The sequence below is a fragment of the Corynebacterium sp. HFH0082 genome (genome assembly GCF_000411235.1).
Taxonomy (GTDB): domain Bacteria; phylum Actinomycetota; class Actinomycetes; order Mycobacteriales; family Mycobacteriaceae; genus Corynebacterium; species Corynebacterium jeikeium_D.
The window spans coordinates 2,302,949-2,328,177 of sequence record NZ_KE150404.1 but is presented as its reverse complement, the minus strand read 5'-3'; the positions used below and the strand labels follow the sequence as shown (position 1 = coordinate 2,328,177).

General features: G+C 59.1%; 25 protein-coding genes. 9 read left to right on the top strand and 16 right to left on the bottom strand.

Annotated features, from left to right (window positions below; genetic code table 11):
* Positions 1 to 26 precede the first annotated feature (26 nt).
* Positions 27 to 359, bottom strand: coding sequence for a hypothetical protein (locus tag HMPREF1206_RS10020; protein ID WP_016423195.1), 333 nt, complete (start codon positions 357 to 359; stop codon positions 27 to 29).
* Positions 360 to 597: 238 nt separating this feature from the next.
* On the opposite strand from HMPREF1206_RS10020, the gene HMPREF1206_RS10015 reads away from it, so the two are divergent.
* A complete protein-coding gene (locus HMPREF1206_RS10015; protein ID WP_016423194.1) occupies positions 598 to 1,425 on the top strand; it encodes a Bax inhibitor-1/YccA family protein in 828 nt (275 codons plus the stop codon).
* A 309-nt stretch (positions 1,426 to 1,734) separates the two neighbouring features.
* On the opposite strand, the gene greA is transcribed toward HMPREF1206_RS10015, so the two are convergent.
* Both greA and HMPREF1206_RS10005 read right to left on the bottom strand, forming a co-directional pair.
* The gene (gene greA / locus HMPREF1206_RS10010; protein WP_016423193.1) at positions 1,735 to 2,247 is read right to left on the bottom strand and encodes a transcription elongation factor GreA; all 513 of its coding nucleotides are present in this window, start codon (positions 2,245 to 2,247) and stop codon (positions 1,735 to 1,737) included.
* Positions 2,248 to 2,422: 175 nt separating this feature from the next.
* Positions 2,423 to 2,890 carry a DUF4307 domain-containing protein gene (locus HMPREF1206_RS10005; RefSeq protein WP_016423192.1) on the bottom strand — a complete coding sequence of 156 codons (468 nt, stop codon included), beginning with the start codon at positions 2,888 to 2,890 and terminating at the stop codon, positions 2,423 to 2,425.
* Positions 2,891 to 3,151: 261 nt separating this feature from the next.
* Here HMPREF1206_RS10005 and mca point away from each other — a divergent pair, with 261 nt between their 5' ends.
* The 4 genes from mca to HMPREF1206_RS09985 all read left to right on the top strand — a co-directional run bounded on the left by mca (position 3,152) and on the right by HMPREF1206_RS09985 (position 6,546).
* Positions 3,152 to 4,006, top strand: a complete 855-nt coding sequence (gene mca, locus HMPREF1206_RS10000; RefSeq protein WP_042388838.1) for a mycothiol conjugate amidase Mca — start codon at positions 3,152 to 3,154, stop codon at positions 4,004 to 4,006.
* A gap of 27 nt (positions 4,007 to 4,033) precedes the next feature.
* The gene (locus HMPREF1206_RS09995; protein WP_016423190.1) at positions 4,034 to 4,318 is read left to right on the top strand and encodes a hypothetical protein; all 285 of its coding nucleotides are present in this window, start codon (positions 4,034 to 4,036) and stop codon (positions 4,316 to 4,318) included.
* Between the two features lie 312 nt (positions 4,319 to 4,630).
* Positions 4,631 to 5,722, top strand: a complete 1,092-nt coding sequence (locus tag HMPREF1206_RS09990; protein ID WP_016423189.1) for a 3-deoxy-7-phosphoheptulonate synthase — start codon at positions 4,631 to 4,633, stop codon at positions 5,720 to 5,722.
* A gap of 38 nt (positions 5,723 to 5,760) precedes the next feature.
* The gene (locus HMPREF1206_RS09985) at positions 5,761 to 6,546 is read left to right on the top strand and encodes an isoprenyl transferase (RefSeq protein WP_016423188.1); all 786 of its coding nucleotides are present in this window, start codon (positions 5,761 to 5,763) and stop codon (positions 6,544 to 6,546) included.
* 30 nt (positions 6,547 to 6,576) lie between these two features.
* Here the strand turns inward: HMPREF1206_RS09985 and coaA are convergent, their stop codons facing one another.
* A complete protein-coding gene (gene coaA / locus HMPREF1206_RS09980) occupies positions 6,577 to 7,512 on the bottom strand; it encodes a type I pantothenate kinase (protein WP_042388837.1) in 936 nt (311 codons plus the stop codon).
* Between the two features lie 150 nt (positions 7,513 to 7,662).
* On the opposite strand from coaA, the gene glyA reads away from it, so the two are divergent.
* Positions 7,663 to 8,964, top strand: a complete 1,302-nt coding sequence (gene glyA / locus HMPREF1206_RS09975; protein ID WP_016423186.1) for a serine hydroxymethyltransferase — start codon at positions 7,663 to 7,665, stop codon at positions 8,962 to 8,964.
* A gap of 71 nt (positions 8,965 to 9,035) precedes the next feature.
* Here glyA and HMPREF1206_RS09970 read toward each other — a convergent pair whose 3' ends face one another.
* Both HMPREF1206_RS09970 and HMPREF1206_RS09965 read right to left on the bottom strand, forming a co-directional pair.
* A complete protein-coding gene (locus tag HMPREF1206_RS09970) occupies positions 9,036 to 10,253 on the bottom strand; it encodes an HNH endonuclease signature motif containing protein (RefSeq protein WP_231367205.1) in 1,218 nt (405 codons plus the stop codon).
* A 171-nt stretch (positions 10,254 to 10,424) separates the two neighbouring features.
* Entirely contained in the window at positions 10,425 to 10,976 is a 552-nt protein-coding gene (locus tag HMPREF1206_RS09965) for a GNAT family N-acetyltransferase (protein WP_016423184.1), read from the bottom strand.
* An 80-nt stretch (positions 10,977 to 11,056) separates the two neighbouring features.
* Here HMPREF1206_RS09965 and HMPREF1206_RS09960 point away from each other — a divergent pair, with 80 nt between their 5' ends.
* Positions 11,057 to 11,815: an enoyl-CoA hydratase-related protein gene (locus tag HMPREF1206_RS09960; protein WP_016423183.1), complete on the top strand. Its 759-nt coding sequence runs from the start codon at positions 11,057 to 11,059 to the stop codon at positions 11,813 to 11,815.
* 41 nt (positions 11,816 to 11,856) lie between these two features.
* Here the strand turns inward: HMPREF1206_RS09960 and metS are convergent, their stop codons facing one another.
* The 5 genes from metS to HMPREF1206_RS09935 all read right to left on the bottom strand — a co-directional run bounded on the left by metS (position 11,857) and on the right by HMPREF1206_RS09935 (position 16,959).
* The gene (metS, locus tag HMPREF1206_RS09955; protein WP_016423182.1) at positions 11,857 to 12,024 is read right to left on the bottom strand and encodes a methionine/alanine import NSS transporter subunit MetS; all 168 of its coding nucleotides are present in this window, start codon (positions 12,022 to 12,024) and stop codon (positions 11,857 to 11,859) included.
* Positions 12,025 to 12,029: 5 nt separating this feature from the next.
* Complete coding sequence (locus HMPREF1206_RS09950; protein ID WP_016423181.1) at positions 12,030 to 13,640, bottom strand: sodium-dependent transporter; 1,611 nt, start codon at positions 13,638 to 13,640, stop codon at positions 12,030 to 12,032.
* Positions 13,641 to 13,936: 296 nt separating this feature from the next.
* Entirely contained in the window at positions 13,937 to 15,109 is a 1,173-nt protein-coding gene (locus tag HMPREF1206_RS09945; RefSeq protein WP_005510658.1) for an acyl-CoA dehydrogenase family protein, read from the bottom strand.
* Positions 15,110 to 15,742: 633 nt separating this feature from the next.
* On the bottom strand, positions 15,743 to 16,516 hold the full coding sequence (locus HMPREF1206_RS09940) for an alpha/beta fold hydrolase (RefSeq protein WP_016423180.1): 774 nt from the start codon (positions 16,514 to 16,516) through the stop codon (positions 15,743 to 15,745).
* Positions 16,517 to 16,566: 50 nt separating this feature from the next.
* Positions 16,567 to 16,959 carry a DUF5997 family protein gene (locus HMPREF1206_RS09935; protein ID WP_042389451.1) on the bottom strand — a complete coding sequence of 131 codons (393 nt, stop codon included), beginning with the start codon at positions 16,957 to 16,959 and terminating at the stop codon, positions 16,567 to 16,569.
* Between the two features lie 40 nt (positions 16,960 to 16,999).
* Between HMPREF1206_RS09935 and HMPREF1206_RS09930 the strand changes: the two genes are divergently transcribed.
* Positions 17,000 to 17,752, top strand: a complete 753-nt coding sequence (locus HMPREF1206_RS09930) for a hypothetical protein (RefSeq protein WP_016423178.1) — start codon at positions 17,000 to 17,002, stop codon at positions 17,750 to 17,752.
* A gap of 64 nt (positions 17,753 to 17,816) precedes the next feature.
* The gene (locus tag HMPREF1206_RS09925; RefSeq protein WP_016423177.1) at positions 17,817 to 18,449 is read left to right on the top strand and encodes a GNAT family N-acetyltransferase; all 633 of its coding nucleotides are present in this window, start codon (positions 17,817 to 17,819) and stop codon (positions 18,447 to 18,449) included.
* 30 nt (positions 18,450 to 18,479) lie between these two features.
* Here HMPREF1206_RS09925 and HMPREF1206_RS09920 read toward each other — a convergent pair whose 3' ends face one another.
* From HMPREF1206_RS09920 to glpX, 5 genes are all read right to left on the bottom strand, one after another.
* The gene (locus HMPREF1206_RS09920) at positions 18,480 to 20,078 is read right to left on the bottom strand and encodes an MDR family MFS transporter (RefSeq protein ID WP_016423176.1); all 1,599 of its coding nucleotides are present in this window, start codon (positions 20,076 to 20,078) and stop codon (positions 18,480 to 18,482) included.
* Positions 20,068 to 20,763 (bottom strand): TetR/AcrR family transcriptional regulator, encoded by a 696-nt coding sequence (locus tag HMPREF1206_RS09915; protein WP_016423175.1) that lies wholly within the window; start codon positions 20,761 to 20,763, stop codon positions 20,068 to 20,070. The genes HMPREF1206_RS09920 and HMPREF1206_RS09915 overlap by 11 nt, the downstream gene beginning before the upstream one ends.
* Positions 20,764 to 20,955: 192 nt before the next feature.
* On the bottom strand, positions 20,956 to 22,197 hold the full coding sequence (locus tag HMPREF1206_RS09910) for a TIGR01777 family oxidoreductase (RefSeq protein WP_016423174.1): 1,242 nt from the start codon (positions 22,195 to 22,197) through the stop codon (positions 20,956 to 20,958).
* 283 nt (positions 22,198 to 22,480) lie between these two features.
* Positions 22,481 to 23,881 carry a class II fumarate hydratase gene (locus HMPREF1206_RS09905; RefSeq protein WP_016423173.1) on the bottom strand — a complete coding sequence of 467 codons (1,401 nt, stop codon included), beginning with the start codon at positions 23,879 to 23,881 and terminating at the stop codon, positions 22,481 to 22,483.
* 163 nt (positions 23,882 to 24,044) lie between these two features.
* On the bottom strand, positions 24,045 to 25,070 hold the full coding sequence (glpX, locus tag HMPREF1206_RS09900; protein WP_005510610.1) for a class II fructose-bisphosphatase: 1,026 nt from the start codon (positions 25,068 to 25,070) through the stop codon (positions 24,045 to 24,047).
* Positions 25,071 to 25,229 lie beyond the last annotated feature (159 nt).

Genomic DNA, 25,229 nt, shown 5'->3' with positions numbered 1-25,229 from the left:
GCAAAACTACTAAAATTTAGAAAACTCTAGTAAGTAGTCCAGCCCATCCGACGGTTGCGGTCCGGGTCTCGCGGGCCATCGTTGCCGAACTCGAACGGTTCGTGACCGTCGACATCGCCGTAGCGCATCTCCGGGTCATCATCCAGATCGTCATCGATGTCGATGTCCGGCTTTTCCTCTGCCAACCGCTTGCCGAGAGTGTCATGCGGAGAAGCGCCTCGCCAGCGGTCTGGAGGATCCATTACATAATTCTCGCCGTCACCGGTGAGGAAGTCGCCATCGAGCCCCTCTGAGCCATCGAGCGTGGTCTCGTCGAAATCACCAGTGGTATCCGGATCGTAGTCAAGGCCATCAGACATCTTGACCAACCTCCTGTTTCGTAATCACTCAAGTGGTGCCCACGCCTGGCGACTGTGAGTGTTTCCGCGATTACAAAATCACCGCCAGCAGGCGAGGAATTACCTTGATACTAACTGTTTTTCAGGGTTGGGAACAATACCTTTACGTCGCCCGTTGTAGACAGTGTAGGCAGACGTATGCACGTGTGCCTAAGTTCAAAACTTGTAAGAAAAACTGAGAAAAAGAAAGAAGGACGACGTGCGCGAAAGCAGCAATCCTGCATTCAGTTCACTTACTAAGACCGTCGCCCGCGGACAGGCGGGCGCACAACACTACGGCCAAGGTCAGATGGGCGCTGACTACGGGGATAACCCGTACCAGTCGCAGGTTGCCGCCGACTACCGTCCGATGACGGTCGACGATGTCGTTTCCAAGACCGGCATCACGCTGGCAACCATCATCGTTTTGGCTGCAGTCAACTTCTTCATTGCCGTTAGCGTCTCCACCAGCCTGGCCATGATTCTGACCATCGTCGGCGCCATCGGTGGTCTGATTACTGTTTTGGTTTCCACCTTCGGCAAGAAGTACGGCTCCGCGCCGGTTACCCTCACCTACGCGGCCTTCGAGGGGCTCTTTGTCGGCGGCATCAGCTTCATGTTCACCGCCCCGATTCAGGGCGTTGCTGCTGGTGCGTTGATTATGCAGGCCGTGCTGGCCACCCTGGGTGTCTTCATCGGTATGCTCTTCGTCTACAAGTCGGGCGCTATCCGTGTGACCCCGAAGTTCACCCGATTCATGAGTGCGGCTCTGATTGGTGTCCTGGTCCTCATGCTGGGCAACCTGGTGCTCTCCCTGTTCGGCCTGGGCTTCCCGCTGCGTGACGGTGGCATGCTGTCGATCATCTTCTCGCTGGTCTGCATCGGCCTGGCAGCCTTTAGCTTCCTGATTGACTTTGATCAGGCTGACCGACTGGTCCGCGCAGGTGCTCCGGCTCAGTACGCCTGGGGTGTCGCCCTCGGCCTGGCTGTGACCTTGGTCTGGCTCTACACCGAGATTCTGCGTCTGCTGTCCTACTTCAGGGACTAAACGCTAGAAAACTAACTAACGCACAAGCGCCGGTTAGCCCGTTTTACGGGTTGGCCGGCGCTTTGCTCTTATCTGATGAGCTGCTTTCTCGATTCGCATTAAACACGGACGCGCGGTGGGCCAATCGACCGGCAGTCAACATTTTGACCGATCGGGCTGTGCAGTGTGACGTCGTAAAGCGCGATATTGAAGCGGGAGAGGGTACAAAAAAATGGACCGATAGGCCATATGGGCTTCTATCGGTCCAAGAATCGGGCACTGTGGCCCGAAGTTGCCGCCTGGGTTGAGGCGGTCTAACGCCGGGAGCGCTTAGGCATCCATCTCCGGGTTGTACGGCTCAGCCTTAACTACGGTGACAGACACTTCGTCGCCGCTCGGGGAAGCGTAAGTGCGGGTCTCGCCCTCCTTAGCGCCGACCAGAGCCTTACCCAGCGGGGAATCGGTGGAGTAGGTCTCCAGGTTCGGGTTGGAGGAGTCAGCGCCACGGGTACCGATGAGGAAGGTCTCGGTGTCGTCCTCGTCGCCGTCGTAGTAGACGTGGACCACGGTGCCGACCAGAGCCACACCGGACTCCTGCGGAATCTCGCCGACAGTGGCGCGCTGGAGCAGGTCTTCGAGGTAGCGGATGCGTGCCTCTTCCTGTCCCTGCTGCTCGCGGGCGGCATCGTAGCCGGCGTTTTCCTTCAAGTCGCCCTCTTCGCGGCGCTCGTTAATCTCGGCGGCGATGACCGGGCGGTTTTCATATAGCGCCTCAAGCTCGGCCTTGAGCTTGTCGTAGGACTCCTGGGTGAGCCATGGGCTATTGTTCTTTGCCTCAGTCATGGTTCCTCCTGTGTTTTTGGCTATTTAATACAAAAGCGGCCCCGCGTGGGGCCGTCGGCTGCGTCACAGGATAGCACTGTCACGCCACATGGCAATAACAGGCGCGTCGGAGTGTTGTCGCGCACGCTTTACGACGTGCCCCCCGCAGCGCATGATCCTCAGTCGCGAAGGGAGATTACTTCGCAGGTGCGAGGAACTCCGGAATGTCGGTGGAGCAGCCATAGACATCGCCTGCGACGGCCAGCTCGCGGGTGGCAATGGGGACGTCCATCCGCACGGTAGCGGGGCCGCCGCCCGGGATGAATACGTCGCGACGCCCGACCTCTGCCACGTCATAGTTCAGCGCATAGATAATGCAGTAGCTATCCAGCTCCGGCTTTTCGCGGGTGACGTCCAGCGTGAAGATGAACTGCTCATCTTCCTTGCCTGGAGTGCGGCTCCAGCCCGCTTGCGTTGCAGAGACATCCGGGGCGGAGACGCGGTTCATCTGAACGAAGATGTATGCGCCGACGATGACGAGCATGCCAACAATAGCGATGACAACCAATTTTGCGGGGAGAGTGCGACTGTTGTCCCCATAGCGCTCGCGCTGCTCGTTAGGCGCTGCGGTATTTCGGGTGTTTCGCTCCGAACTTTCAGCCATGCTTTTTAGCCTATCGGAGTTCTCAGTCGACGTGGTAAAATGTTGACAGTTAAACAATCTTTCTGGTGTGGCGCGGTGTCCTGCTGCTATGTCGTTCCGCCGAGTAGCGATGCTGCGTGGTCATATGATGGTGCAGCGCTATAGTGGGGCGGTATTGAAACGGTGCTGGAGTAGCATCGTTGCGGTCGAAGGGCTCCGGCCTTGGCCAGAAAACATGGACTGAGATAGTAGCGGGAGTGACTTCAATTGACACTTCGTCTGATGGCAATTCACGCTCATCCTGATGACGAATCGAGCAAGGGCGCCGCAACGATGGCCCGATATGCGGCGGAAGGGCATCGCGTCAAAGTGGTGACCTGCACCGGCGGTGAGGCCGGTAGCATTCTCAACCCTGCGATGGATCGGCCGGAGGTGCGGGAGAATATCGCCGCAGTGCGCGTTCACGAAATGGCTGCAGCCGCTGAGACTCTCGGCGTTGAACATGAGTGGCTCGGCTTTACCGACTCCGGTCTGCCTGCGGGCAACCCGGTGCCGGTGCTGTCGCACGGTGTGTTTGCTCGCCAATCGGTCGAGGATGCGACCAAGCCTCTCATTCGGGCAATCCGCGAGTTTCGTCCGCACGTCGTCATTACTTACGACGAAAACGGTGGCTACCCGCACCCGGACCACATCATGACCCATATCGTGTCCATGCGCGCTTGGCTGGAGTCTGGAACGGATAAGTACCCCGAGCTCGGTGAACCATGGGAAATTTCCAAGCTCTACTACACCCACGGTTTCATCAAGGCGCGTCTCATCGCGCTGGACAACTACTACCGCGACAACGGTTTGGAAAGCCCGCTGGCCGAGTCCTTCCGCCGTTGGACTAAGACTCCCGGCGACATCATGACCCGCGTGACCACGCAGGTTGAGTGCGGCGAATACTTCCAGCAGCGGGATCAGGCGCTGCTGGCGCACGCTACGCAGATCGATCCGAACGGGCCATTCTTCGCCGTGCCGGTAGACATTCAGCAGCGCGTTTGGCCGACCGAAGAGTTTGAGCTTGCCCGCACTCGAGTGCAGACCGAGCTGCCAGAGACCGATCTCTTCGCCGGTATCGACCCCGACGCGGAATAGTCCGGAATTAACGCTAAGCTGGAACTCATGATTGAAAGCTTCGATGCCTTGGCGGCTCGCACGACAATTTTCCTGGCGCAGAACCCCACTGGTCCGCGGGGTGCTGACTTCGGAAAGGCCTCTCCTGTTGGCCTGCTCATCATTGTCGTTTTGCTCATCGTCATCCTGGCTCTCGGCTGGGATCTCTCGCGGCGCGCGAAGCGCATGGCCGCTCGCCGGAAGTTCGCCGAGGCGCACGACATGGATCCCTTCGATTCCGAGGCTGTGGATAAGGCGATGGCTGCAGCAGAGCAGCGTCGTGAAGCGGAGTAGTCAGCGTCAAGGTGTGTGCGCGTCGCTTGACGACGGGTAGTTGCGCGCACCCCTGATTGTTTCCCGTGTGGCGGGATTTGGAGTTCGAATTGCGGGATTCTAGGCAGTGCGCTACAGTCAAGCGCATGCGTATGTGGCGATTTTATTTTTCGAAGGCTCCGGAGGCAGTGACGACATAGTCACAGCCGGCGGCTAATCGTCACGTCGCCACCAACCGGAGCCAAAGGCAGCAGCCCCACCAATAGGGGCGCTGCCTTTTGTCGTATCTACAGCCAAATACATGCGTAACGCCCCAGAGAAAAGAGACCTCAGATGACCCCTCCAACTTCCCTCGAAGCCCCCGCCTCTACCGCGAACCGCCGTGTCGTAGCCTTCCACGACCTGCCCTCCCCAGAAGAGGTCATGGCCAAACAGCCACTGACCCCGAACCTAGTTAACGAAGTGGAGCAGTCGCGACTCGACATCGCCCGCGTCATCGCCCGCGAGGACGATCGCCTGCTGGTCGTTGTCGGCCCGTGCTCCATCCACGACCCCGAGGCCGCCATCGACTACGCCCGCCGCCTGAAGGCCACCGCCGATGAGCTCGACGAGGACCTGCTGGTCGTCATGCGCGTCTACTTCGAAAAGCCGCGCACCACCGTCGGCTGGAAGGGACTCATCAACGACCCCGACCTGGATAGCTCCTTCAAAATCAACAAGGGCCTGCACATGGCCCGCGAAGTGCTCATCGGGGTCCTGCGCACCGGCCTGCCCGCCGGCGCTGAATTCCTCGAGCCCAACAGCCCGCAGTACATCGCCGACGCCGTCTCCTGGGGTGCGATTGGTGCGCGCACCACGGAGTCGCAGGTCCACCGCCAGCTCGCTTCCGGACTTTCCATGCCCATCGGCTTCAAAAACGGCACCGACGGCAACGTCCAGGTCGCCGTGGACTCGCTGGTCTCTGCAGCAAACCCGCACTTCTTCTTCGGCATGAACGACCAGGGCCGCGCCGCCGTCGTCGAAACCGCTGGCAACCACAATTGCCACCTCATTCTCCGCGGCGGCACCTCCGGCCCGAACTGGGACGAGGCATCGCTTAACGACGCCGAAGCCCGCCTGAACAAGGCCGAGCAAACCATCAGCATCATGGTGGACGCCTCCCACGCCAATTCCGGAAAATCCGAGGTACGCCAGGCCGAGGTCGTTGAGGAGCTCGGCAAGCTCATCGGTGCCGGCGACGAGCGCATCACCGGCATCATGATGGAGTCCTTCCTCGAAGCCGGCGCGCAAAAAATTACCGATGGGCGTAATGGCCTCGTATATGGCAAGTCCGTCACCGATGCCTGCATGGATTGGGAAACCACCGACCGGCTGCTGCGTACGCTTGCGGCAGAAGTCCGGAAGCGTCGGCAGGCACGTGACTAAGCACAAAGCGGCCGTGCCCATTGGGTAGAGTTACATATGTGAAAGAAAACCAGCCGTCCTCACTCCGGCGGATTGCGTATCCGCTCTACGAGCGCAAACTAGCCCAAGAGCTAGAAGGAAAACCTCGCCCCAAGCACGTTGCCATCATGGCCGATGGCAACCGCCGCTGGGCGAGGGAGGCTGGATTCACCGACGTAAGCCACGGCCACCGCGTCGGCTCCCGCAAAATCGCAGAATTCGTCGGCTGGTGCGCCGAGCAGGAAATCGAGCTGGTCACCATCTACCTGCTCTCCACCGAAAACCTCGGGCGCGACCCCGAAGAGCTGGAGTTACTGTTCGACATCATCGCCGACGTCGTCGATGAATTGGCGCAATCGCCTAACGACGTGCGCCTGCGCATGGTCGGCCACCTCGAGCTCCTTCCGGAAAGAATGACCGCCCGGCTGCGTCACGACGAAGAAGTCACCGCGAACAACACCGGCATCCAGGTCAACATTGCCGTTGGCTACGGCGGCCGGCAGGAAATCGTCGACGCAGTACGCAGAATCATCCGGGAATCAGTCGCCGAGGGAATCGATGCTTCCGAGCTTGAGGAGCGCATCACCACCGATGCCATTTCTCGCCGCCTCTACACATCCGGACAACCGGACCCCGATCTAGTCATCCGCACTTCCGGAGAACAGCGGCTCAGCGGCTTCCTCCTCTGGCAAACCGCCTACTCCGAGATTTGGTTCACCGATACCTACTGGCCCGAGTTCCGCCGCATCGACTTCCTCCGCGCACTTCGAGACTTTTCGCAGCGCTCACGCCGCTTCGGCAAATAACCTCTCTACATCCGGAAAAATTTCCGGATGTTAGAGTTTGCGCATCCGGACCCTCGAAACCTTGTGGTCCCGAGACTTCGTCAGAACTAATGACGCACGCACTCGAGTGGGCAGAATATTTTCCGTCAGGTTCGGCAAGTTCACCTGCTGCCAAATGCGTCGGGCCACCTCGGCCGCAGCTTCGTCGTCAAGCGTGGCGTAATCCGCGAAGTGCGCGCCCGGAGCGCGAAACGCTGTCTGGCGGAGACGGAGGAAACGGCTGATGTACCAACGCTCGATGTCCGCGCGCGGGGCATCGACGTAGACACTGAAATCGAAAAGATCGGAAATCATCAGCGTCGGGCCCGTCTGCAAAACGTTGAGCCCCTCGAGAATGAGAATGTCCGGACGGTCAACATCGACGAACTCATCCGGCACCCGGTCATAGAGCGTGTGTGAATACACCGGCGCCTTCACATGCCGCGCCCCCGACTTCACCGCCGTGACAAACCGCATCAACGCACGCTGATCATACGACTCCGGATACCCCTTGCGCTGCATAATCCCACGGCGATTCAATTCCTCAGAAGGGTAGAGGAAGCCATCAGTAGTAACCAAGTCCACCCGCGGATTAGTCTCCCAGCGCTCGAGCAGGACCTGCAGCAAACGCGCCGTCGTTGACTTGCCGACCGCCACCGAACCCGCGACGCCGATAATAAACGGCACCGACGCCCCCTTCGAAGGATTTTCCCCAAGGAAGTTCGACGTTACGGCGTTCAGCTCCCGATGCGCCGCCACACGCATGTGAATCAGACGAGAAAGCGGAAGATAGACCTCGGCGACTTCGTCCAGGTCGATGTTTTCACCGATACCGGAAAGTCGTTCAGCTTCCTCTTCCGTCAGCACCAGAGGCATATTCTTGCGCATTTCGCGCCACTGCTCGCGTTTGAACTCGACGTACGGGCTGGGGGATGTTGCGCGCGTCATACTTCCAATTGTGCCAAGGGGGTGCCGAAAACCGGAAAACGAGTCAATAAAGGGGGCATACCTGAATGGTGCTGCTTTCGTGGTTTGCCCCATAAAGGGCTAGCATGGCCTGTGGCATTGAAGTTTCATTGAAAGGTCGAAAACCTACTCATGACCGGGTCTAACAATAACGATGTCCGCTACCAATCGCTGCGTGAACTCGATCCCGACCTCGCAGAGGCAATGGCAGGGGAGCTCTCTCGTCAGCGTGACATGCTCGAAATGATTGCCAGTGAGAACTTTGTTCCACGTGCAGTGCTGCAAGCTCAGGGCTCGGTTCTGACCAACAAGTACGCCGAAGGCTACCCGGGTCGTCGTTACTACGGTGGCTGCGAATACGTCGACGTCGTCGAGGACATGGCTCGCGACCGCGCCAAGGAGCTCTTCGGCGCTGAGTTCGCCAACGTTCAGCCACACGCAGGTGCGCAGGCAAACGCTGCCGTTCTGCATGCGCTGATCAACGCCGGTGACAAGATTATGGGCCTCGACCTGGCACACGGCGGTCACCTGACCCACGGCATGAAGCTGAACTTCTCCGGCAAGCTCTACCACGTCGCCGCATACGGTGTGGACAAGGACACCATGCGGATCGATATGGACAAGGTGCGTGAGCAGGCGCTCGCAGAAAAGCCGGATGTTCTCATCGCAGGTTGGTCGGCGTACCCGCGCCACCTCGACTTCGAAGCTTTCCGTTCCATCGCCGATGAGGTCGGTGCGAAGCTGTGGACGGACATGGCGCACTTCGCAGGCCTGGTTGCCGCCGGTCTGCACCCGTCGCCGGTTCCGCATTCTGACGTTGTGTCGACCACCGTTCACAAAACCCTCGGTGGTCCACGTTCGGGCATGATTTTGGCCAAGCAGGAGTACGCCAAGAAGCTGAACTCCGCTGTTTTCCCGGGGCAGCAGGGTGGCCCGCTGATGCACGCCATCGCCGGCAAGGCCGTGGCGCTGAAGATTGCTGGTACCGAGGAGTTCAAGGAGCGCCAGGAGCGCACTCTCGCTGGTGCCCGCATTCTGGCTGAGCGTCTCACCGCTTCCGACTGCGCCGAGGCTGGCGTCGATGTTCTCACTGGCGGCACCGATGTCCACCTGGTTCTGGCGGATCTGCGCAATTCTGAGATGAACGGCCAGGAGGCCGAGGATCTGCTCCACGCTGTTGGCATTACCGTCAACCGCAATGCTGTTCCGTTTGACCCGCGTCCTCCGATGGTTACATCCGGACTTCGTATCGGTACTCCGGCGCTGGCCACCCGTGGTCTCGACGAGAAGGCCTTCACCGAGGTCGCCGATGTCATCGGTACTGCTCTCGCCGCCGGCAAGAATGCGGATGTTGACTCCCTGCGTGCTCGTGTTTCGAAGATTGCTCAGGAATTCCCGCTTTACGACGGTATCGAGGACTGGAACCTCATCTAAATCTGCGTTTTTGCAGCGCAAGTACCCGTTCTAGCAGTGCGCTAGGACGGGTTTTCCCGTACATCCGGGTTTTAGTCCGGAGGTGGTGGCTCCGGCCCGAGCTGTTTCGTCGTGCCCGCCCGGTATCCGGCGTAGGACCTCCCGGACATTGATGTCACAAATGAGTTGCTAAACAGCGGCGGCCGAGTCTTGTCAGGTGGGCGCCATCGAATATGTCCGGATGTGGGGATGCGTTCGAGGTGGCCGTTGCGTCCTTCCCGGTCGTCGTCGTTAAGCCCGTTGTGTTCGCGGCAGACCATGGTGAGGTTGTCCAGCGTGGTTGTGCCGCCGTGCTTGTGGGCGACTAGGTGGTGCGCTTGTCCGCTATAGGCGGGGCGTTCACAGCCGGGCCAGGCGCAGATGGGGTTGTCGATGAGCATCGCGATGCGCTGCTCTTCAGTCGCCAGGCGGGGGTTGCCGATGGGAAATAAGTCCGTAATGGCGCTGTGTTCGTCGTAAAGCACGGCCCACCCGGTGTCGGCGAGTAGGGCGTTAAGGAAGACGTCGGGGGCGAGCGCGGAGCCGTTGGTGGTGGCGGCGAAGCGCGGGCTGTAGTCGATGATGTCTTGTGCGGTGATGATGATGGCGGGTTGGTAGCGCATTTCATCGAGCTTGTCGACGGGCATTGCGGCATCGGCATGCTCGAGGCGCTCGGCAAGCGCCTGACCGACGCAGCGGTCGTGGGAAAACTCCGGATGGGACTTCCGGATTTCTGCGGCGCGGATGGTAAGCGGCGACAGGAGATTGTCGAGCATATCCGAGGGGCCGGAGATGTGGAAGTGCTTCATTCCCCGGATGTCTACCTTCCGGGAAAACCGGGCGCGCAGGTGCTGGGGTGGTTCGTCTTCGGTGTTGAGCTCGGTGAGAGTTTCCCGCATGTAGAGATCGAGTTCTTCGAAGCCGAGACGCTCGGCGGCCGCGACGAATGTGAGCCGCAGGTTGTCGTGGAGTTCTGCGTTGTTGGCTTGGCGGCTGCGCTTGTCGATAAGCACGCAGGTGTCCAGGCTGAGCCCGAGTCGGCGGGCCAGAGCTGTGGCGTCTTCGCGGGCTTTGGTGTTTTCCCCGGTGTCTGCGGGTTGGAGATAGTGGGCGGCGACGCGTAGCAACAGCCGAAGGCGCGCCGGGTCAAGTCCGAGGGTTGCCGCCAGGTGGGAGGTGGCGTCGTGGCCGTCGGGACGGGCGGCGTGGAGTTCCGCCAGCGTGTCCATTCCGCGCGAGGCCAGTGTGGCGAGCGTCCCAAGAACTGTCATGCCTTCGAAGGTAAAAGTCCGGATGTAGGGGGACAACGCCCATGAGGGCAGGCTGTGGATAAGTCAGCCGGTTTAGCAGTTATCCACATCCGGACTTTTCTGTTGCCGCATTACCGCGCAAACGCAGCGCAGCTGAACCGTCACACCGCCGGACAGCAGCATCTCCGCCTTCTACGCCCCGAAGTCAGCGAGCGGCTGTCCGGTGAGGCGGAAGGTGTCCCATTCGTCCATGGGGAAGGCGCCGAGGGAGCGGTAGAAGTCGATGGAGGGGTGATTCCACTTCAGGACGCACCACTCGACACGTGAGTAGCCTCGCTCCACGGCAATTCGCGCGAGGTTCTGCAGCAGTGCTTTGCCCTTGCCGGTGCCGCGTGCCTCGGGACGGACGTAAAGGTCTTCGAGGTAGATGCCGTGGGTGCCTTCCCAGGTGGAGTAGTTCAGGAACCACAGTGCAATGCCGTCGAGGCGAGGGCCGCCACCAACACCGCCACCAACACCGCCACTACTAACACCGGCGCCGTTATCGTCGCAATCGTCCAAATTTCCGGATGTGGAGTCGACGACGTGGCAGAAAATCGCGGGGTTGTCCCCGAAGAGCTGTTCGCGCAGGCGCTCGGGGGTCAGTCGGACGGCGTCGGGTTCTTTTTCGTAGGCTGCCAGGTCTTTGATGAGGTCGACGATCTCGTGGACATCGTCAGGCGTGGCGGGGCGTGGAAGTGTCATGTGTCCCTTGTTACTCGCGGCGGGTGATTTGGTGCAAAAGTGCGTCCGAGGCGGGGGAGATTGCGATAACCTGCGAGGTTATGAGCAACGTTACTCAAGAATTTTCCGACGGCATTCTAGCCATCACCATCGACCGCCCGGATGCATACAACTCCCTGGATAAGAATCTCCGCTTGGAGCTAAAAGCCGCTTTTGAGCGTGCGCAAGAGCCGGACGTGCGCGCTGTTATCCTGCTCGGCGGGCCGAAGGCGTTTTGTACGGGCCAGGATTTGAAGGAGCACATCTCTGACCTGCAGTCGAGCGCTGGCATGGGCAAGGTTGTCGAGGAGTACAACCCGATGGTCGCGGAGCTGACCGCGATTAACGTTCCGGTTATTGCCGCTATCGAAGGTGCTGCGGCGGGTGCCGGCTGGTCGCTGGCGCTGCACTGTGATTTCCGTATCGCCGGCCCGAAGGCGTCGTTCAAGGCGGCGTTCCCGTCGATTGGCCTGGCCACGGACTGTGGCATGTCGGCGCTGCTGCCGCGTATGGTCAGCGACGCGAAGGCGCGTGAGCTGTTGTTCTTCGATAAGAAGGTGCTTGCCGACGAGGCCCTGAGCCTCGGCCTGGTCACTGAAGTGGTGGATAATCCAGCGACTCGGGCACGCGAGTTGGCTGCCCAGTTTGCGGCGGGGCCGACGGCCGCGCTGAAGGAGATTAAGGCTCTGCTGCGCCGGGATACCTTGTCTGCTGCTGCGGCGGAGGCGGACGCGCAGGCTCGTTTGGCGGTCTCGACCGACCATAAGGAAGCGGTGGCCGCGTTCTTGGAGAAGCGACCACCGCATTTCGTAGGTGAGTAAGTCAGATACCTGGAGTGGCAGGGAAGAGATAGTAGTGAAAACTACTGCTCTTCCTGTGCTCCTAGTACTTCACTGGTGAGTTCTGGGTGATCTCCCAGCTCACCGGAAACCTCGTCAGGGTGCTTGGATAGGCTGATCAGCGAGACCGCCAGACCGCCCCAGATGACGATGATGAACAGTGCCATCATGACAATTGCGATACCGGACATTTGGCTTAAACCTCCTCGGTTTCCGGAGTGTGCTTGCGTGGCAGGTGTGAGGACCGCTTGAAATCTGGCGTCACACCGAAGTCCGAGCCCGGAGGGCCATCGAGACGGTGTTGGCCGCGCCAAGGCAGGATGGCCATAATCAGAGCGCCGATGAGAATCACGCCGATGACACCCCAGCCAAAGATGTCGATTTGGGTGTCGGAGTAGCCTTCGTAGTTTTCCCGGAAAAGTCCAATGAGCTCCTGGAACAGGATGACGGCGAGAATGACCGGCGTGATGTTTCCGACGAAGATCTGCCACATGGTGCCGACCTTGAACGAGGAGACGGCGTTGAGGTGCATGGCGAACTCGTTGGTGCGGCGCAGGATCCAGTCGATTGCGATGATGGTCAGCAGTGCAACCAGGACGATGCCGACGTTGTTGGTGAACTTATCTACGATGTCGAGGGTTACCAGACCTGAGGTGGTCGGGAAGGCCAGCAGCGAGATGACGGCCATGGCGCCGCCGACGGTGAGGGTGGCCTGGACGCGGCCGAGGTTCAGCTTGTCCTTGACTGCGGAGACGACGACCTCGAGCAGCGACATCAGGGAGGTCACACCGGCGATTGCCAGGGAGAGGAAGAACAGCAGGCCGAAGACGGAGCCGATGAGCTTTGGCATCTCAGAGATGACCGTCGGGAAGGCGATGAAGGCAAGACCAATACCGGAGGTTGCGACCTCGTCAACGGCCTGACCCGACTGCGCCGCCATGAAGCCCAGGGTGGCGAAGACACCGATACCGGCGAGAACCTCGAAGGAGGAGTTTGCGAACGCGGTGACCAGGCCGGAACCGGTGAGGTTCGTGCGTGGCTTCAGGTAGGAGGCGTAGGTCAGCATAATGCCGAAGGCCACGGACAGGGAGAAGAAGATCTGGCCGTAGGCGGCAATCCATACGCTGGAGTCAGTGAGTGCGGACCAGTCTGGGGTGAAGAATGCGTCCAGGCCCTTTGCAGCGCCGTCGAGCGTCAGGGAGTAGATGACCACTGCGACGAAGAGGATGGTCAACAGTGGGATGAAGATAATCGAGACCTTGCCGATGCCCTTGTCCACACCAGCGGCCAGAATGCCGATGACGAGTACCCAGACAATGAGCAGGACGATGGAAATCGAGGGGACGAAGTCCAGAGAGAAGACGCTCTCGGTGTCTACTTGGAGGAAGTCCTTCATGAAGTGGGTCTCGGCATCTGGGCCCCAGCTCTTGCGGATGGACTTCCAGGCGTAGATGAAGGACCACGCGATAATAACGGCGTAGTAGACGGTAATGAAGAAGGCGATACCGACCTGAATCCAGCCAATTGGCTCAGCCCAGGGCTTGATGCGACGCATCGACTTCGGTGCGGACCCGCGGAAGCGGTGTCCGATGGCGAAGTCGAGGAAGAGCAGTGGGATACCTGCGGTCAGAAGTGCGACCAGGTAGGGGATAAGGAAAGCGCCACCGCCGGAGTCATACGCGACATAGGGGAAACGCCAGATGTTTCCAAGCCCGACTGCCGAGCCGATAGCGGCGAAAATGAAGGCTGCTCGGGTGGAAAACACCTCCCTTCGCTGAGGGGTAGCGGTCGAGTTGGTTGTGCTCATACCTCTGGAACTCCAATCCTTCATCTCCGGTCACGCGCTCGCGCGGCCTAGGAGGGAATTTGGTGAAGTGCATCACCATTACCTAACAGAATCTTAGTATATGAGATGGGTATCTCATTGTATAGTTTCGGTTTTGTAGGGGGTAATGTTTTTTGGTGAGGGGTATGGCACAGGGGAAGGGAGCTCTAATCCAGCCTCGTAAATAATCGCCAGCCACCTACTTTGAGGTATGCAAAAACCCCGCCAGGAAGACCTGACGGGGTTTGGGGCGAATCGGCTAGGCCGACGTGAGCTGTTTACTCTGCGCCGCCCTTGGCGATACGACGGAAGATGATCTCCTTCATGATCTCGTTGGTGCCACCGTAAATGGTCTGGACCTTGGAGTCGAGGTAGTGAGTGGAGATTGGGTACTCGAGCATGAAGCCGTAGCCACCGAACATCTGCAGGCAGCGGGTAACGATATCCTGCTGTTCCTCGGTGGTCCAGTACTTGGCCATGGAAGCGCCGGTCTCGTCCAGCTGGCCTGCGTTGTGAGCCATAACAGCCTGGTCAACGAAAGCCTGCAGGGCGGTGACGCGGGTGGCAATGTCAGCCAGGTAGTGGCCGTGGACCTGGTGCTGGATGATCGGGCGACCGAATGCCTCGCGCTCCTGAGCGTACTTGTAAGCCAGGGTCCAGGCGCGGCGGGAAGTTGCGACAGAGCCGCAAGCCAGGGTCAGGCGCTCGTGAGCGAGGTTGGTGCGCAGGTAGCCGAAGGCAGCGCCCTCTTCGCCGAGCAAGTTCTCGGCCGGAACGCGGACGTTGTCGAAGTTGAGCTCAGCGGTGTCCTGAGCCTTCAGGCCGACCTTCTGCAGCGGGCCAGCCTTGGTGAAGCCCTCGAGATCAGCGTCGACGATGAACATGGAGACGCCAGCGCGGCCCTTGGATGGGTCGGTGATAGCTGCGACGAGAGCGAAGTCGGCCATCATGCCGTTGGAGATGAAGATCTTGGTGCCGTTGAGGACGTAGTGGTCGCCGTCCTTCTTGGCGAAGGTGCGCATACCTGCCAGGTCAGAACCGGCGCCCGGCTCGGTCATAGCGAGGCAGCCGATGGTGTCGCCGGCGTTCATGGAAGCCAGGTACTTCTGCTTCTGCTCTTCGTTACCGAACTTGGCCAGGTACGGAGCGACCAGGTCGTTGAGAACGCCGAAGGAAACGACGATGGAGCCACAGTCAGCGTTGGAGAGCTCCTCGTTCAGGACCTGGTTGTAGCGGAAGTCCATCTCTCCGCCGCCGCCGTATGCCTCCGGGGTGGACATACCAATCAGGCCCAGCTCACCGGCCTTCTTGAAGATTTCGCGGTCCGGCTGACCTTCCTTGTGCCAGCGCTCTACGTTCGGGGTGATTTCCTTCTCGACGAAGCCGCGAACCATGTCGCGGAACATGTTGTGCTCTTCTTCGAAGTGAGTACGGGGCAGAAAGTCCTTCATGACATGCTCCTAGAAATATTGTCGTGGAATTTTTGTCTTAAGGCCTTTTCGTACGTCGCAGATAAACGCTGCAGATAAACGCGATGGCCTCGGTTCATCGTCATAGTGACTATGACTGTTGTACCCCATTATGCATGAGTGTGATGAGAGACACTTGTTTTTTTAAAAGTTTTTTCCCGATTGATGACGTGAAATCGCTTGACGACGGATATTGTGCCCAACCTTCCCGGAAAACTACCCCCGTTGCGGTTGGGGGTGCTATTGAATCCAGACTGTCCCCGACAGTCGGCAATGTTAGGTAATGCTAACCTACAGAGCCAGGTGAATGGCTATTTTTGTCATATCTGACAGACGGGACCCTGGGGCTTTGGGGTGGATAGGGTAGGCGTTTTGGATGGTCATCATGGGGGTGATTAACGAAACATTCTCGTTTTCTTATTCCCATTAGTGCTGGTGGTAGTTAGTATGAGCATCAGGTGGAGACCGGTTCCCTTGATTATCCGAGCTTCTTCCACTGCAGTCATAGCAACCTCCAATTGCACTCGAAAAAATGACGCGACCTGTGCGCCGTCCCCGTGGAATGGACAGCGAGCAGGTCGCGTTATTTTTATTTTTTATTGCTGCGATTAGGCGCTAGTCGGCAATCCCATCAATGTGCGCCAGCAGGGCCGAGTTGTAGTACTCCGGGGTTTCCTGGTTGAGCAGGTGCTTGGCCGGCGAAATGACGACCATGGTCGAGCCCGCGATGCCGTCGTGAAGCGAAGTGACGACGTCGAGAGACGTAGAGGTGTCCTGCTTACCGGCGATGACCAGCGTCGGAGCGGTGATCTCGGCGAGGCGCTCGCGGGTGTCGAAGCGAGAGAGTGCTCCGCAGGCGCCGATGTAGCCGTCATCGGGGCAATCTGCGATCATGTCGCGGAAGCGGGCGGGGAGCTCAGGGGTAGTGTCGAAGCACTCGTCGGTAAACCAGTTGCGGACGACAGTGTCCGCGAGCGCGCCTGTGCCCTTGTCACGCACGAGCTGGGCCTTTTCCTGCCAGGCCTCGGGTGTGCCGAATTTCGGCGCCGTCGACGACAGTGTCAGACTGACCACGCGATCGGCGTGTTCTAGTGCGATGGTCTGGGCGATAGCGCCGCCGAGAGATAGTCCCACAAAATGTGCACGGTCAACATCCTCCTCATCGAGGACCTCGATGATGTCGGCGGCCAAGTGGCTCATGTCCCACTCACCCTCGGGGATAGGGGAATCGCCATGGCCGCGGACATCTGGCGTGATGACCTGGTACTTTTCGCTCAAAGCGGCTACCTGGGGCTCCCACATCTCCTGTGTGGTGCCCAGCGAGCCAATCAGGACAACCGTACCGTTGTCCTTGTGGTTGATTGCATGTGCGGTGTAGTCGATGGCCACGAGATCCTCCTTGAAGGTGTTGGCTGTGTCAGCTGTGCCAGCTGTGTCTGCTAATTCTCGGCGTTGCGAGCAGCTTCAGCGGCAGCCCGACCAGGGCCGTCGTCCTTCTTGGCCTCTGCCTCAGCGGCTTCCACGCGCTGCTTCGCCATGGACTCACGAGCGGCCTCCAGCCACTCCGGCATCTGCTCGAGCAAATCCTTAATCTCCGCCGTTGTCAGCGGCTTGTCCATGTCGTTCTTCTTCAACGCCGTGATAGTGATGCCCAGCTTGCGGGCAACTTCTGGACGCGGGTGCGGTCCGTTGCGGCGTAGCTCAGCGAGCCATTCCGGCGGATTGGATTGCAGTTCGGCAAACTGCGCGTGCGAAATCTCACCAGTGCGAAATTCCTCGGGTGTGGCCGGGAGGAAAATGCCAAGTTTTTTGGCTGCGGTTAGGGGTTTCATGGGTTCAACGCTAGCACCCATTCGAGTAACCTTGCGGAGTATGTCGACTCCTGAACCCGCCGTCCTGCGCATCGTGTTCGCCACCGGCACCAGTCCCGAGAAGTGGTTTCGCCGCTTTAGGGATCGAATTCCGGCAACACTGCACACCCACGCCGCCGACGATCCGATGTCCGACCTGGTCGGCGGCGCCGCTGACATGGCGCTGGTTCGGTTAGAGTCCGAAAGCTCGCTGCCCGAGTCGCTCCATCGCATCCGGCTTTACGACGAAGCCTGGGGCGTGGCCTTCGAGAAAGAGCACGTGTTCTCCCTCACAGAGTCCGTGCCGGAGGAGCTGTTGGCGGACGAAACTGTGCTGCTGACCTCCGTGGATGCGGATGAGCTGCGACAGATGCTGCCCGTTGCGGCCACTGGTGCAGGTGTCGTGGTGGGACCTCGCACGATTTTGAAGGCGCTGTCGAAGAAGGCGGTGGCCTCATCGAACTTGGTGGCCGAGGAAGGCGCCACGGAACCGCTGTCTCGGACAGCTATTTGGTTGGTGTGGCCGAAAGTAGAGGACGACGAGCTCCGGCAGGAGTTCGTCGGCATTGTCCAGGGGCGCAGGGAGGGCTCGACACGCACGCAGTTGGGGCGCAAGAAGGCTGACGAGCAGCCGAAGAAGTTGTCGGCCAGAGAAAAGACGCTTGCTAAGCAAGCCCGCCGGCAGCGCGCTGGGGCCGTCGTAAAGCATGCGCGCAGTGGCCGTAGCGGACGTCGAAGCAGCGGCGGAAACGGGCGACCGCGCAGGCGAAAGTAATCTTTTTACAATATTTTTGCCGTTTCGTTCGACGCGCGCGGAAAAATTAGCCACACTTGTAGTTATGGCTGAAAAGAAGCGCGATTTCACGATTCGAATGATGCGTGAAGAGGACTATCCACAGATCCAAGAGATCTACGAGATTGGCCTGGATACGGGGCACGCGTCCTGGGAGCACTCCGCTCCCGAGTGGGACGAATTCATCGCACTCAAACGAGTGGATTTGTGTTACGTCGCCGTCGACGCAGAAAACCCGGACAAGATTCTGGCTTGGGCATCGGCAGCGCCGGTATCCAAGCGCCCGATTTTCAATGGCGTCATCGAAGACTCCATCTACGTCCATCCTGACGGGCAGGGCATGGGGCTGGCGGCGACGCTGCTGCAGAAGCTTATCGACGATGCCACGGAGCTCGACTGCTGGTCGATTCACTCGTGGGTCTTCCCGGAGAATGTGGGATCGTTAAAGCTGCATCGAAAGCTCGGCTTCCGTGAAGTGGGGATTTACCACCACATGGCAAAGATGACCTACGGCCCAATGGCGGGGCAGTGGCGCGATGTCATTATTTTGGAAAAGCTCCTGGAAAAGCCAGAGGAGCGCGCACTGAAGCGCGTCCAGGAAGAAGCAGAAGCCGCCGGTGAGCCGAACCGTCCGATTCTGGACAAGCTCGACCGCGCCGACGGCCAGGTGGGGGCATAGCTGCCGGGAGCCGCGGCTCCCGCGAATTAATTATTCGACGGTTTCCTTCAACGGATCCTCGCGAACAAAGAACACAATGATTGCTGCCAGAATAATCACTGGCATTAGTACCAAGAAGATCGGCGTCAAACCATCGTTGTAGCTGGAGATCAGCGCTTCGTGGATTGGCGCCGGCATGCTATCTAGGACGTGCGGCGTCAGTGAACCAATCGACTTAGAGGAAAAGCCCTCCGGGCCCATCTGCTTTGCGAACTCTGCTGCAGCCTCCGGTGATGCGGCCTTGATCTGTTCGATAGCCGCCGGAACGCGTTCGCCTGCCAGGTCCTTCATGCGGTGGATGAAAATCGAACCCACAATGGAGGAACCGACCGCACCACCAATCTGGCGGAAGAAGTTATTCGCAGCGGTAGCGGTACCGACCATGGCGACCGGGAAGGAGTTCTGCACGATGAGAACCAGAACCTGCATGCCGGTGCCCAGGCCGAAGCCCATGATGAACAGGTAAACACCAACCTGCCACAGCGGGGTGGTGGTCTCCAGCGTGGACAGCAAGTAGAGGGAGACAGCCATAATCATCAGGCCGACGAAGGGGTAGAAGCGATACTTACCAGTCCGCGAAATAATCTGGCCAACGCCAATTGAGGTGAGCAGCATGCCGACCATCATCGGCGTCATCATCAAGCCTGCAGCGGTCGGTGACATTGAGTGCACCATCTGCAGGTAGGTCGGAATATAGGCCATAGTGCCGAACATCGCGATACCCAGAATGAGACCCGACACAGTCGTGAGCACGAAGTTCCGGTTATTAAACAAGTGCGTCGGAATCAGTGGGTTGGAAACACGAGTCTCGGTGAGGAAGAACAGCACCCAGGAAACCACGGAGGCAACGATAAGCGAGATGATGACTCCGGAGTTCCAGTCGTACTGTGTACCGCCCCACGTGGTGGTGAGAATTAGCGTCGAGGCAGCGGCAGTCAAGAACATCGTGCCGATGTAGTCGAAGTTTCCTTCACTCTGGCGTCGGGGCAGCTTCAGGAAGGCTGCAGCTGCCGATAGTGCAACCACGCCCATCGGGACGTTGATCCACAGGCCCCAGCGCCAGCCCGGGCCGTCGGTGAACCAGCCTCCCAGCACTGGTCCCAGCACGGAACTCAGACCGAACACAGCACCCATGATGCCCATGTACTTACCGCGCTGGCGTGCGGGAATAACCTCGGCCAGGATGGCCTGCGAGGAAACCATCAATGTACCGCCAGCAAATCCCTGAAAGGCGCGGGCGGCGATGAGCAGGCTCATGGAGTTGGTGATTGCACCCATGACGGAACCGACCATGAACAGCGCGATGCCCATCATGAACAGGCCCTTGCGCCCAATCATGTCACCGAGCTTGCCGACAATCGGCATTGCCACAGTCTGTGCCAACAGGAATGCAGAAATAACCCACGACATGTGGTCAACTCCGCCGAGCTCGCCGACGATGGTCGGCAAGGCGGTGGCGAAAATCATCTGCCCCAGCGAGCTCATCAGCATGGTGAGAATGAGCGCGAAGAAAATGATTCCCAAGTGGGACTTGTTGTCTGAAACCGTGGTGTCGGTTTGATCTTGAGCAGTGGTGTTGCTAGCTGTCACTATTCCTCCTCCAGAAATTTTTAACGACGTCGGCGGCGTCGTGAAGCGGTGTATCTGTTGTGAATTCGTCCCGATGAGCCGATGAGTACAGCACGCATTCGCGGACGAAACCGACCGACAGTGCTACCTCGTGCCCGACGGGCAGCTCGGGGTGCGTGCGTGACTGTGGATTCATCTCGAAATAGCGCTCAAAGGCAGAACGGACGCGGCGCATTGAGTTGCCAAAATTCGAAATGACAACCGTCGATAGCTTTGGCTCATTGCGCAAAATCTCGCGGATACGCTCCTTGAGCAGACGGTGAAACTCTTCGGTTGCCCCCAGCTCTTTATATCGGAGTAGCTGGGATTGCTGCTTTTTCTCGATGAAATCGAGCATGTCCGCGATGGGGTCTTGGTGCGTTTGGGCGAGGAATACCTCTTCATCGTCAGCATCGAATGACATGATGCCGTTGCCGAAGATGGCTTGATCCTTGGAGTCGAAGTAATTGAAGAATGTGCGTCGACTGATATTGACCCGCTGACAGATGTCTTCGATGTTGACTTGGTCGTATCCGTAATCCAGCACAAGAGCGGTCGCGGCATCGGCCAAAGCGCAGTGTGTTTGAAACCTTTTGAGCTCCCGGAGACCGCACTCGGGGTGTTGGCCCGGGTCCAATCTGTGATAGGTATTCTCATCAATTTGCACGAGGTGCAAAGTTACACCGAGTGCAATGTGATGGCAAGTTGATGAGTCAACAGGTGTTTGAGTACCTATGCAGAGAGCATCTTTGGGTTGTTCAGGATGCCGTGGACTCAGGCGCAGGGGTCGGGTTGTTGATAGTCGCAACGCGCCATTCAATTACACAACCTTCGTGTTTTGTGTAGGCACGGTGGAAGGCTACGTCTCCTTCAATAGCTCGTGGCGCAGGGCGTCGTTAAGCGAAGTGAAGCGGAACCTGTGCCCCGCCTTTTGCAGCGCTGCTGCCTCTACTCTCTGATTCGCGAGAGCCAACTCCGCAGCACCGCGTTTGCCCAGCAGTACTGCAGGCCCCAGTGAAGGAATCGGAACCGCCGTCGGGCGGTGCAAGACCTCTCCCAATACCCTCGTGAACTCCGCATTATTCACTCCGGAAGCCAGTGGCACCACCGCATTGACAGGTCCGGCAAGTGCGGAATCTGCCAACGACCGGTGATAGATGTCCAACAGGTCGTCCAAAGCAATCCACGGGAACCACTGCTCGCCCGACCCCAATCTTCCTCCAAGTCCGGTGAACACAACGCCCGCTAGTAGCGGCAAGAGTCCGCCGCCACCAGCAAGCACGAGACCAGTACGGACGTTTACGACCCGCTTGCCTGCATCGCGAGCGGGATCCCATGCATTTTCCCAATCGCGCACGATAGCCGAGAGACTGTCCGCGGTGGCGCTACCGTCGTAACGCTGCGCCTCCGCGCCAGGGCCAGCGTCCTCGGTGAGCACCTCTGGGCCACGATCCGCACCGTAGAACCCCACCGCCGACGCTCCAACCGCGACCTTCACGCTGTCAGTAGATGCAACGAGCTTTGCCAGAGCTCGCGTTGGTTCGACACGGGAATGGCGAACCTTTCGAAGATGCGCCTCCGTGAAGCGCCCCGCAATCGGTGCGCCGGCCAGATGGATGACCGCGTCGACTCCCTCCAGCAAGTCAGCTGCGGGTGCCGCAGTATCCCAATATCGCTTGTCCACACCCGTCTGTTCACGTGAGCGCACCAGCGAAATCACCTCATGTCCGGCCGTGGTCAGTAGCGCGCGCAGCTGCGTTCCGATGGTCCCCGTAGCTCCACTGATCGCCACTGTCAGCGGCTCCGGCACATGCCCCAAATACTCCGAAAGCCTATCGACGGCCGCAAGGTCTCCAGCAACCTTCGTAGCACGGTAGGCGAACATCGAATCTAACCCGGGTACCGGAACCTTGGTGTCAACGGTGTCCTCTAAAACCGTGCCAGCGCTGCCGTCGTCAAGCGGAGTATCGGAGAGAACGTGGGTGTGCTTCCACCCCGTGATGCGGCGAAAGGGTTCGCTGGTGACTTCGTCAATGAATCTCTGGCCGGGGAGGAAACCGGCCGGGTCGTGACGTGCAATCCATTTGAGGCCAGCCGGCACGGAGAATACGGTCGTGCCGTCGGCGAGGTTGGCGGCTTCGGATTTCGGTGAAATCGGGAGAAGCCCCGGTGTTAGGCGGGTGACAGCGCCGGGGCGGGAGAACCACTCGGCGACGCAACGGCGAGGAAATGCGATGGTGTGGCGATAGGTGGGAATAGTTAGTCACTCTCTGAAACTTGTCCGACGTTTAGGAAAAAAATAGTAGACCCCGAAGTCTTTCAGCGAAGTGAGACTACGGGGTCTTATGCGTAAGGTGCTCTCACACCTTCGAGTTCAGAAAGAACTAGTCACGATCAGTGTTGGCCATTGCCAGCACGTCGAGGCGCTTGTCCAGCTCTTCCTCGGTCAGCTTCTCGCCGTCGACGAAGCCCATGTCGATAACAGTCTGACGGATGGTCTTACCTTCCTTCAGAGCAGTCTTAGCGACCTTAGCTGCGTTCTCGTAGCCGATGGCGGAGTTCAGCGGGGTCACAATCGACGGGGAGGACTCAGCCAGAGTCTTCATACGCTCAACGTTCGGCTCGATGCCGTCCACCAGCTTCTCGGCGAAGACGCGTGCGGTGTTCGCCAGCAGCTTAGCGGACTCCAGCACGTTACGTGCCATGACCGGGATGAAGACGTTCAGCTCGAATGCGCCGTTAGCGCCAGCAAACTCAACAGCGGTGTCGTTGCCCAGAACCTGCGCTGCGACCTGGGTGGCAGTCTCACACAGAACCGGGTTGACCTTACCCGGCATGATGGAGGAACCCGGCTGCAGATCCGGCAGGTGAATCTCAGCAAGGCCGGTCAGCGGGCCGGAGCCCATCCAGCGAATGTCGTTAGCGATCTTGTTCAGGGAGACTGCGACGGTGCGCATAGCGCCGGAGAATTCGACCAGGGCATCGCGGTTAGCCTGAGCCTCGAAGTGGTTCTGAGCCTCGCGCAGCTCCTTGATGCCGGTCAGTTCGACGAGCTCAGCGGTGACCTTGGCACCGAAGTCCGCCGGGGTGTTCAGGCCGGTGCCAACAGCGGTACCACCGATTGGCAGCTCGCCCAGACGCGGCAGGGTGGCCTCGATGCGCTCAATGCCAGCCTCAATCTGGCGAGCGTAACCCGAGAACTCCTGACCCAGGGTCACCGGGACAGCGTCCATCAGGTGAGTGCGGCCGGACTTAACAACGGTCTCCCATTCCTTGGCCTTCTTAGCCAGGGACTCCTGCAGAACCTTCAGTCCCGGGACGAGGTCCTTGACAGCTGCCTCGGTTGCTGCGACGTGAGTGGCAGTCGGGAAGGTGTCGTTGGAAGACTGACCCATGTTGACGTGGTCATTCGGGTGAACCTCAACGCCGTTGGCCTTTGCGATGGACGCAATGACTTCGTTGGTGTTCATGTTGGAAGAAGTGCCCGAACCGGTCTGGAAGACGTCAATCGGGAACTCAGCATCGTGCTTGCCTTCGGCAATTTCCTTGGCAGCGGCGACGATGGCATCTGCCTGCTCAGCAGACAGCAGGCCGCGCTCCTTGTTGACGATGGCGCAAGCTGCCTTCAGCAGACCCATAGCGCGAATCTGTGCAGACTCCAGCGGACGGCCGGAAATCGGGAAGTTCTCAACTGCACGCTGAGTCTGTGCGCGCCACAGGGCATTAACCGGAACCTTAACCTCGCCCATGGTGTCGTGCTCGATGCGGAACTGCTGCTCTGTCATTCGTTGCCTCTTTCAGTTAGGGGAACTTGAGTGCGCGCAGAACGGCCCCTCATTGCGCATGCAATTTTCATGCGATGCAGAACCGTTAGCGCATTCGTCTTCAAGTATGAATCAGTTTGTTAAAAAAGTGGTGCCCTGAGGGCACCACTAAAGGGGTAGTTACTTACAGATCGATGTCAGGCATCTCGCCCTTGCCGTAGTCGATGCTGGCGTACTTGCGCAGCTTCTCCAGGGAGTGGAAAGCCTCGATGCGACGAATGGTGCCGGACTTGGAGCGCATAACCAGCGAGCGGGTCCACGCGCCGTTACCGCGGTAAGCGACACCGCGCAGCATGTCACCGTTGGTGACACCAGTGGCAACGAAGTAGCAGTTGTCGGATGCGACCAGGTCATCGGTGGTCAGAACACGAGAAAGATCGTGCCCAGCGTCGAGAGCCTTCTTAATTTCAGCCTCATCGCGCGGATGCAGTTTGCCCTGGATCTCGCCGCCCATACACTTCATGGCGCATGCGGTGATGACACCTTCTGGGGTGCCGCCGACGCCCATCATGATATCGACCGAGTTCGTGTTCTGAGCTGCGGCAACAGCGCCAGCAACGTCACCATCGCCAATCAGTCGAACCTTGGCGCCAGCTTCGCGGATGTCACGAATCATGTCAGCGTGGCGCGGGCGATCCAGCACGACAACAGTGACATCTTCCGGACGCAGCCCCTTGGCCTTAGCAACGACCTTGATGTTGTGCTCAACTGGAGCCTCGATGTCAATCTTGCCGGCAGCCTCCGGGCCAACAGCAATCTTATCCATGTAGAACACAGCCGACGGGTCGTACATGGAACCGCGGTCTGCAGCAGCAAGAACAGCGATAGAGTTCGGGCGGCCCTCTGCCATCAGAGTCGTGCCGTCAATCGGGTCAACCGCGATGTCAACGGCCGGACCTTGGCCGTTGCCGACCTTTTCGCCGTTGAACAGCATCGGGGCTTCGTCCTTTTCGCCCTCGCCAATAACAACGACACCGTTCATAGCCACGGTGTTGATGAGCTGACGCATGGCATCGACGGCAGCGCCGTCGCCCTTTTCCTTCTGACCACGACCGACCCACTGACCAGCCGCCAATGCAGCGGACTCAGTAACTCGGACGAGCTCCATCGCAAGGTTGCGATCTGGTGCTTCAGGATTCGAGGCGTTCATTGACTTCTGGCCCTTCCGTCGTTTTTTAGAACTCTTTTGAGGTTTGAGAATGTGCTGGGAGACGCCACGCCAGGAAACTGGGGTTTAGCGTTGCAACAATTTCTATTGATTGATGTTTGGCGCATCAGTTTTAGCGCCTTTGCATCTGTTACTAGTGTT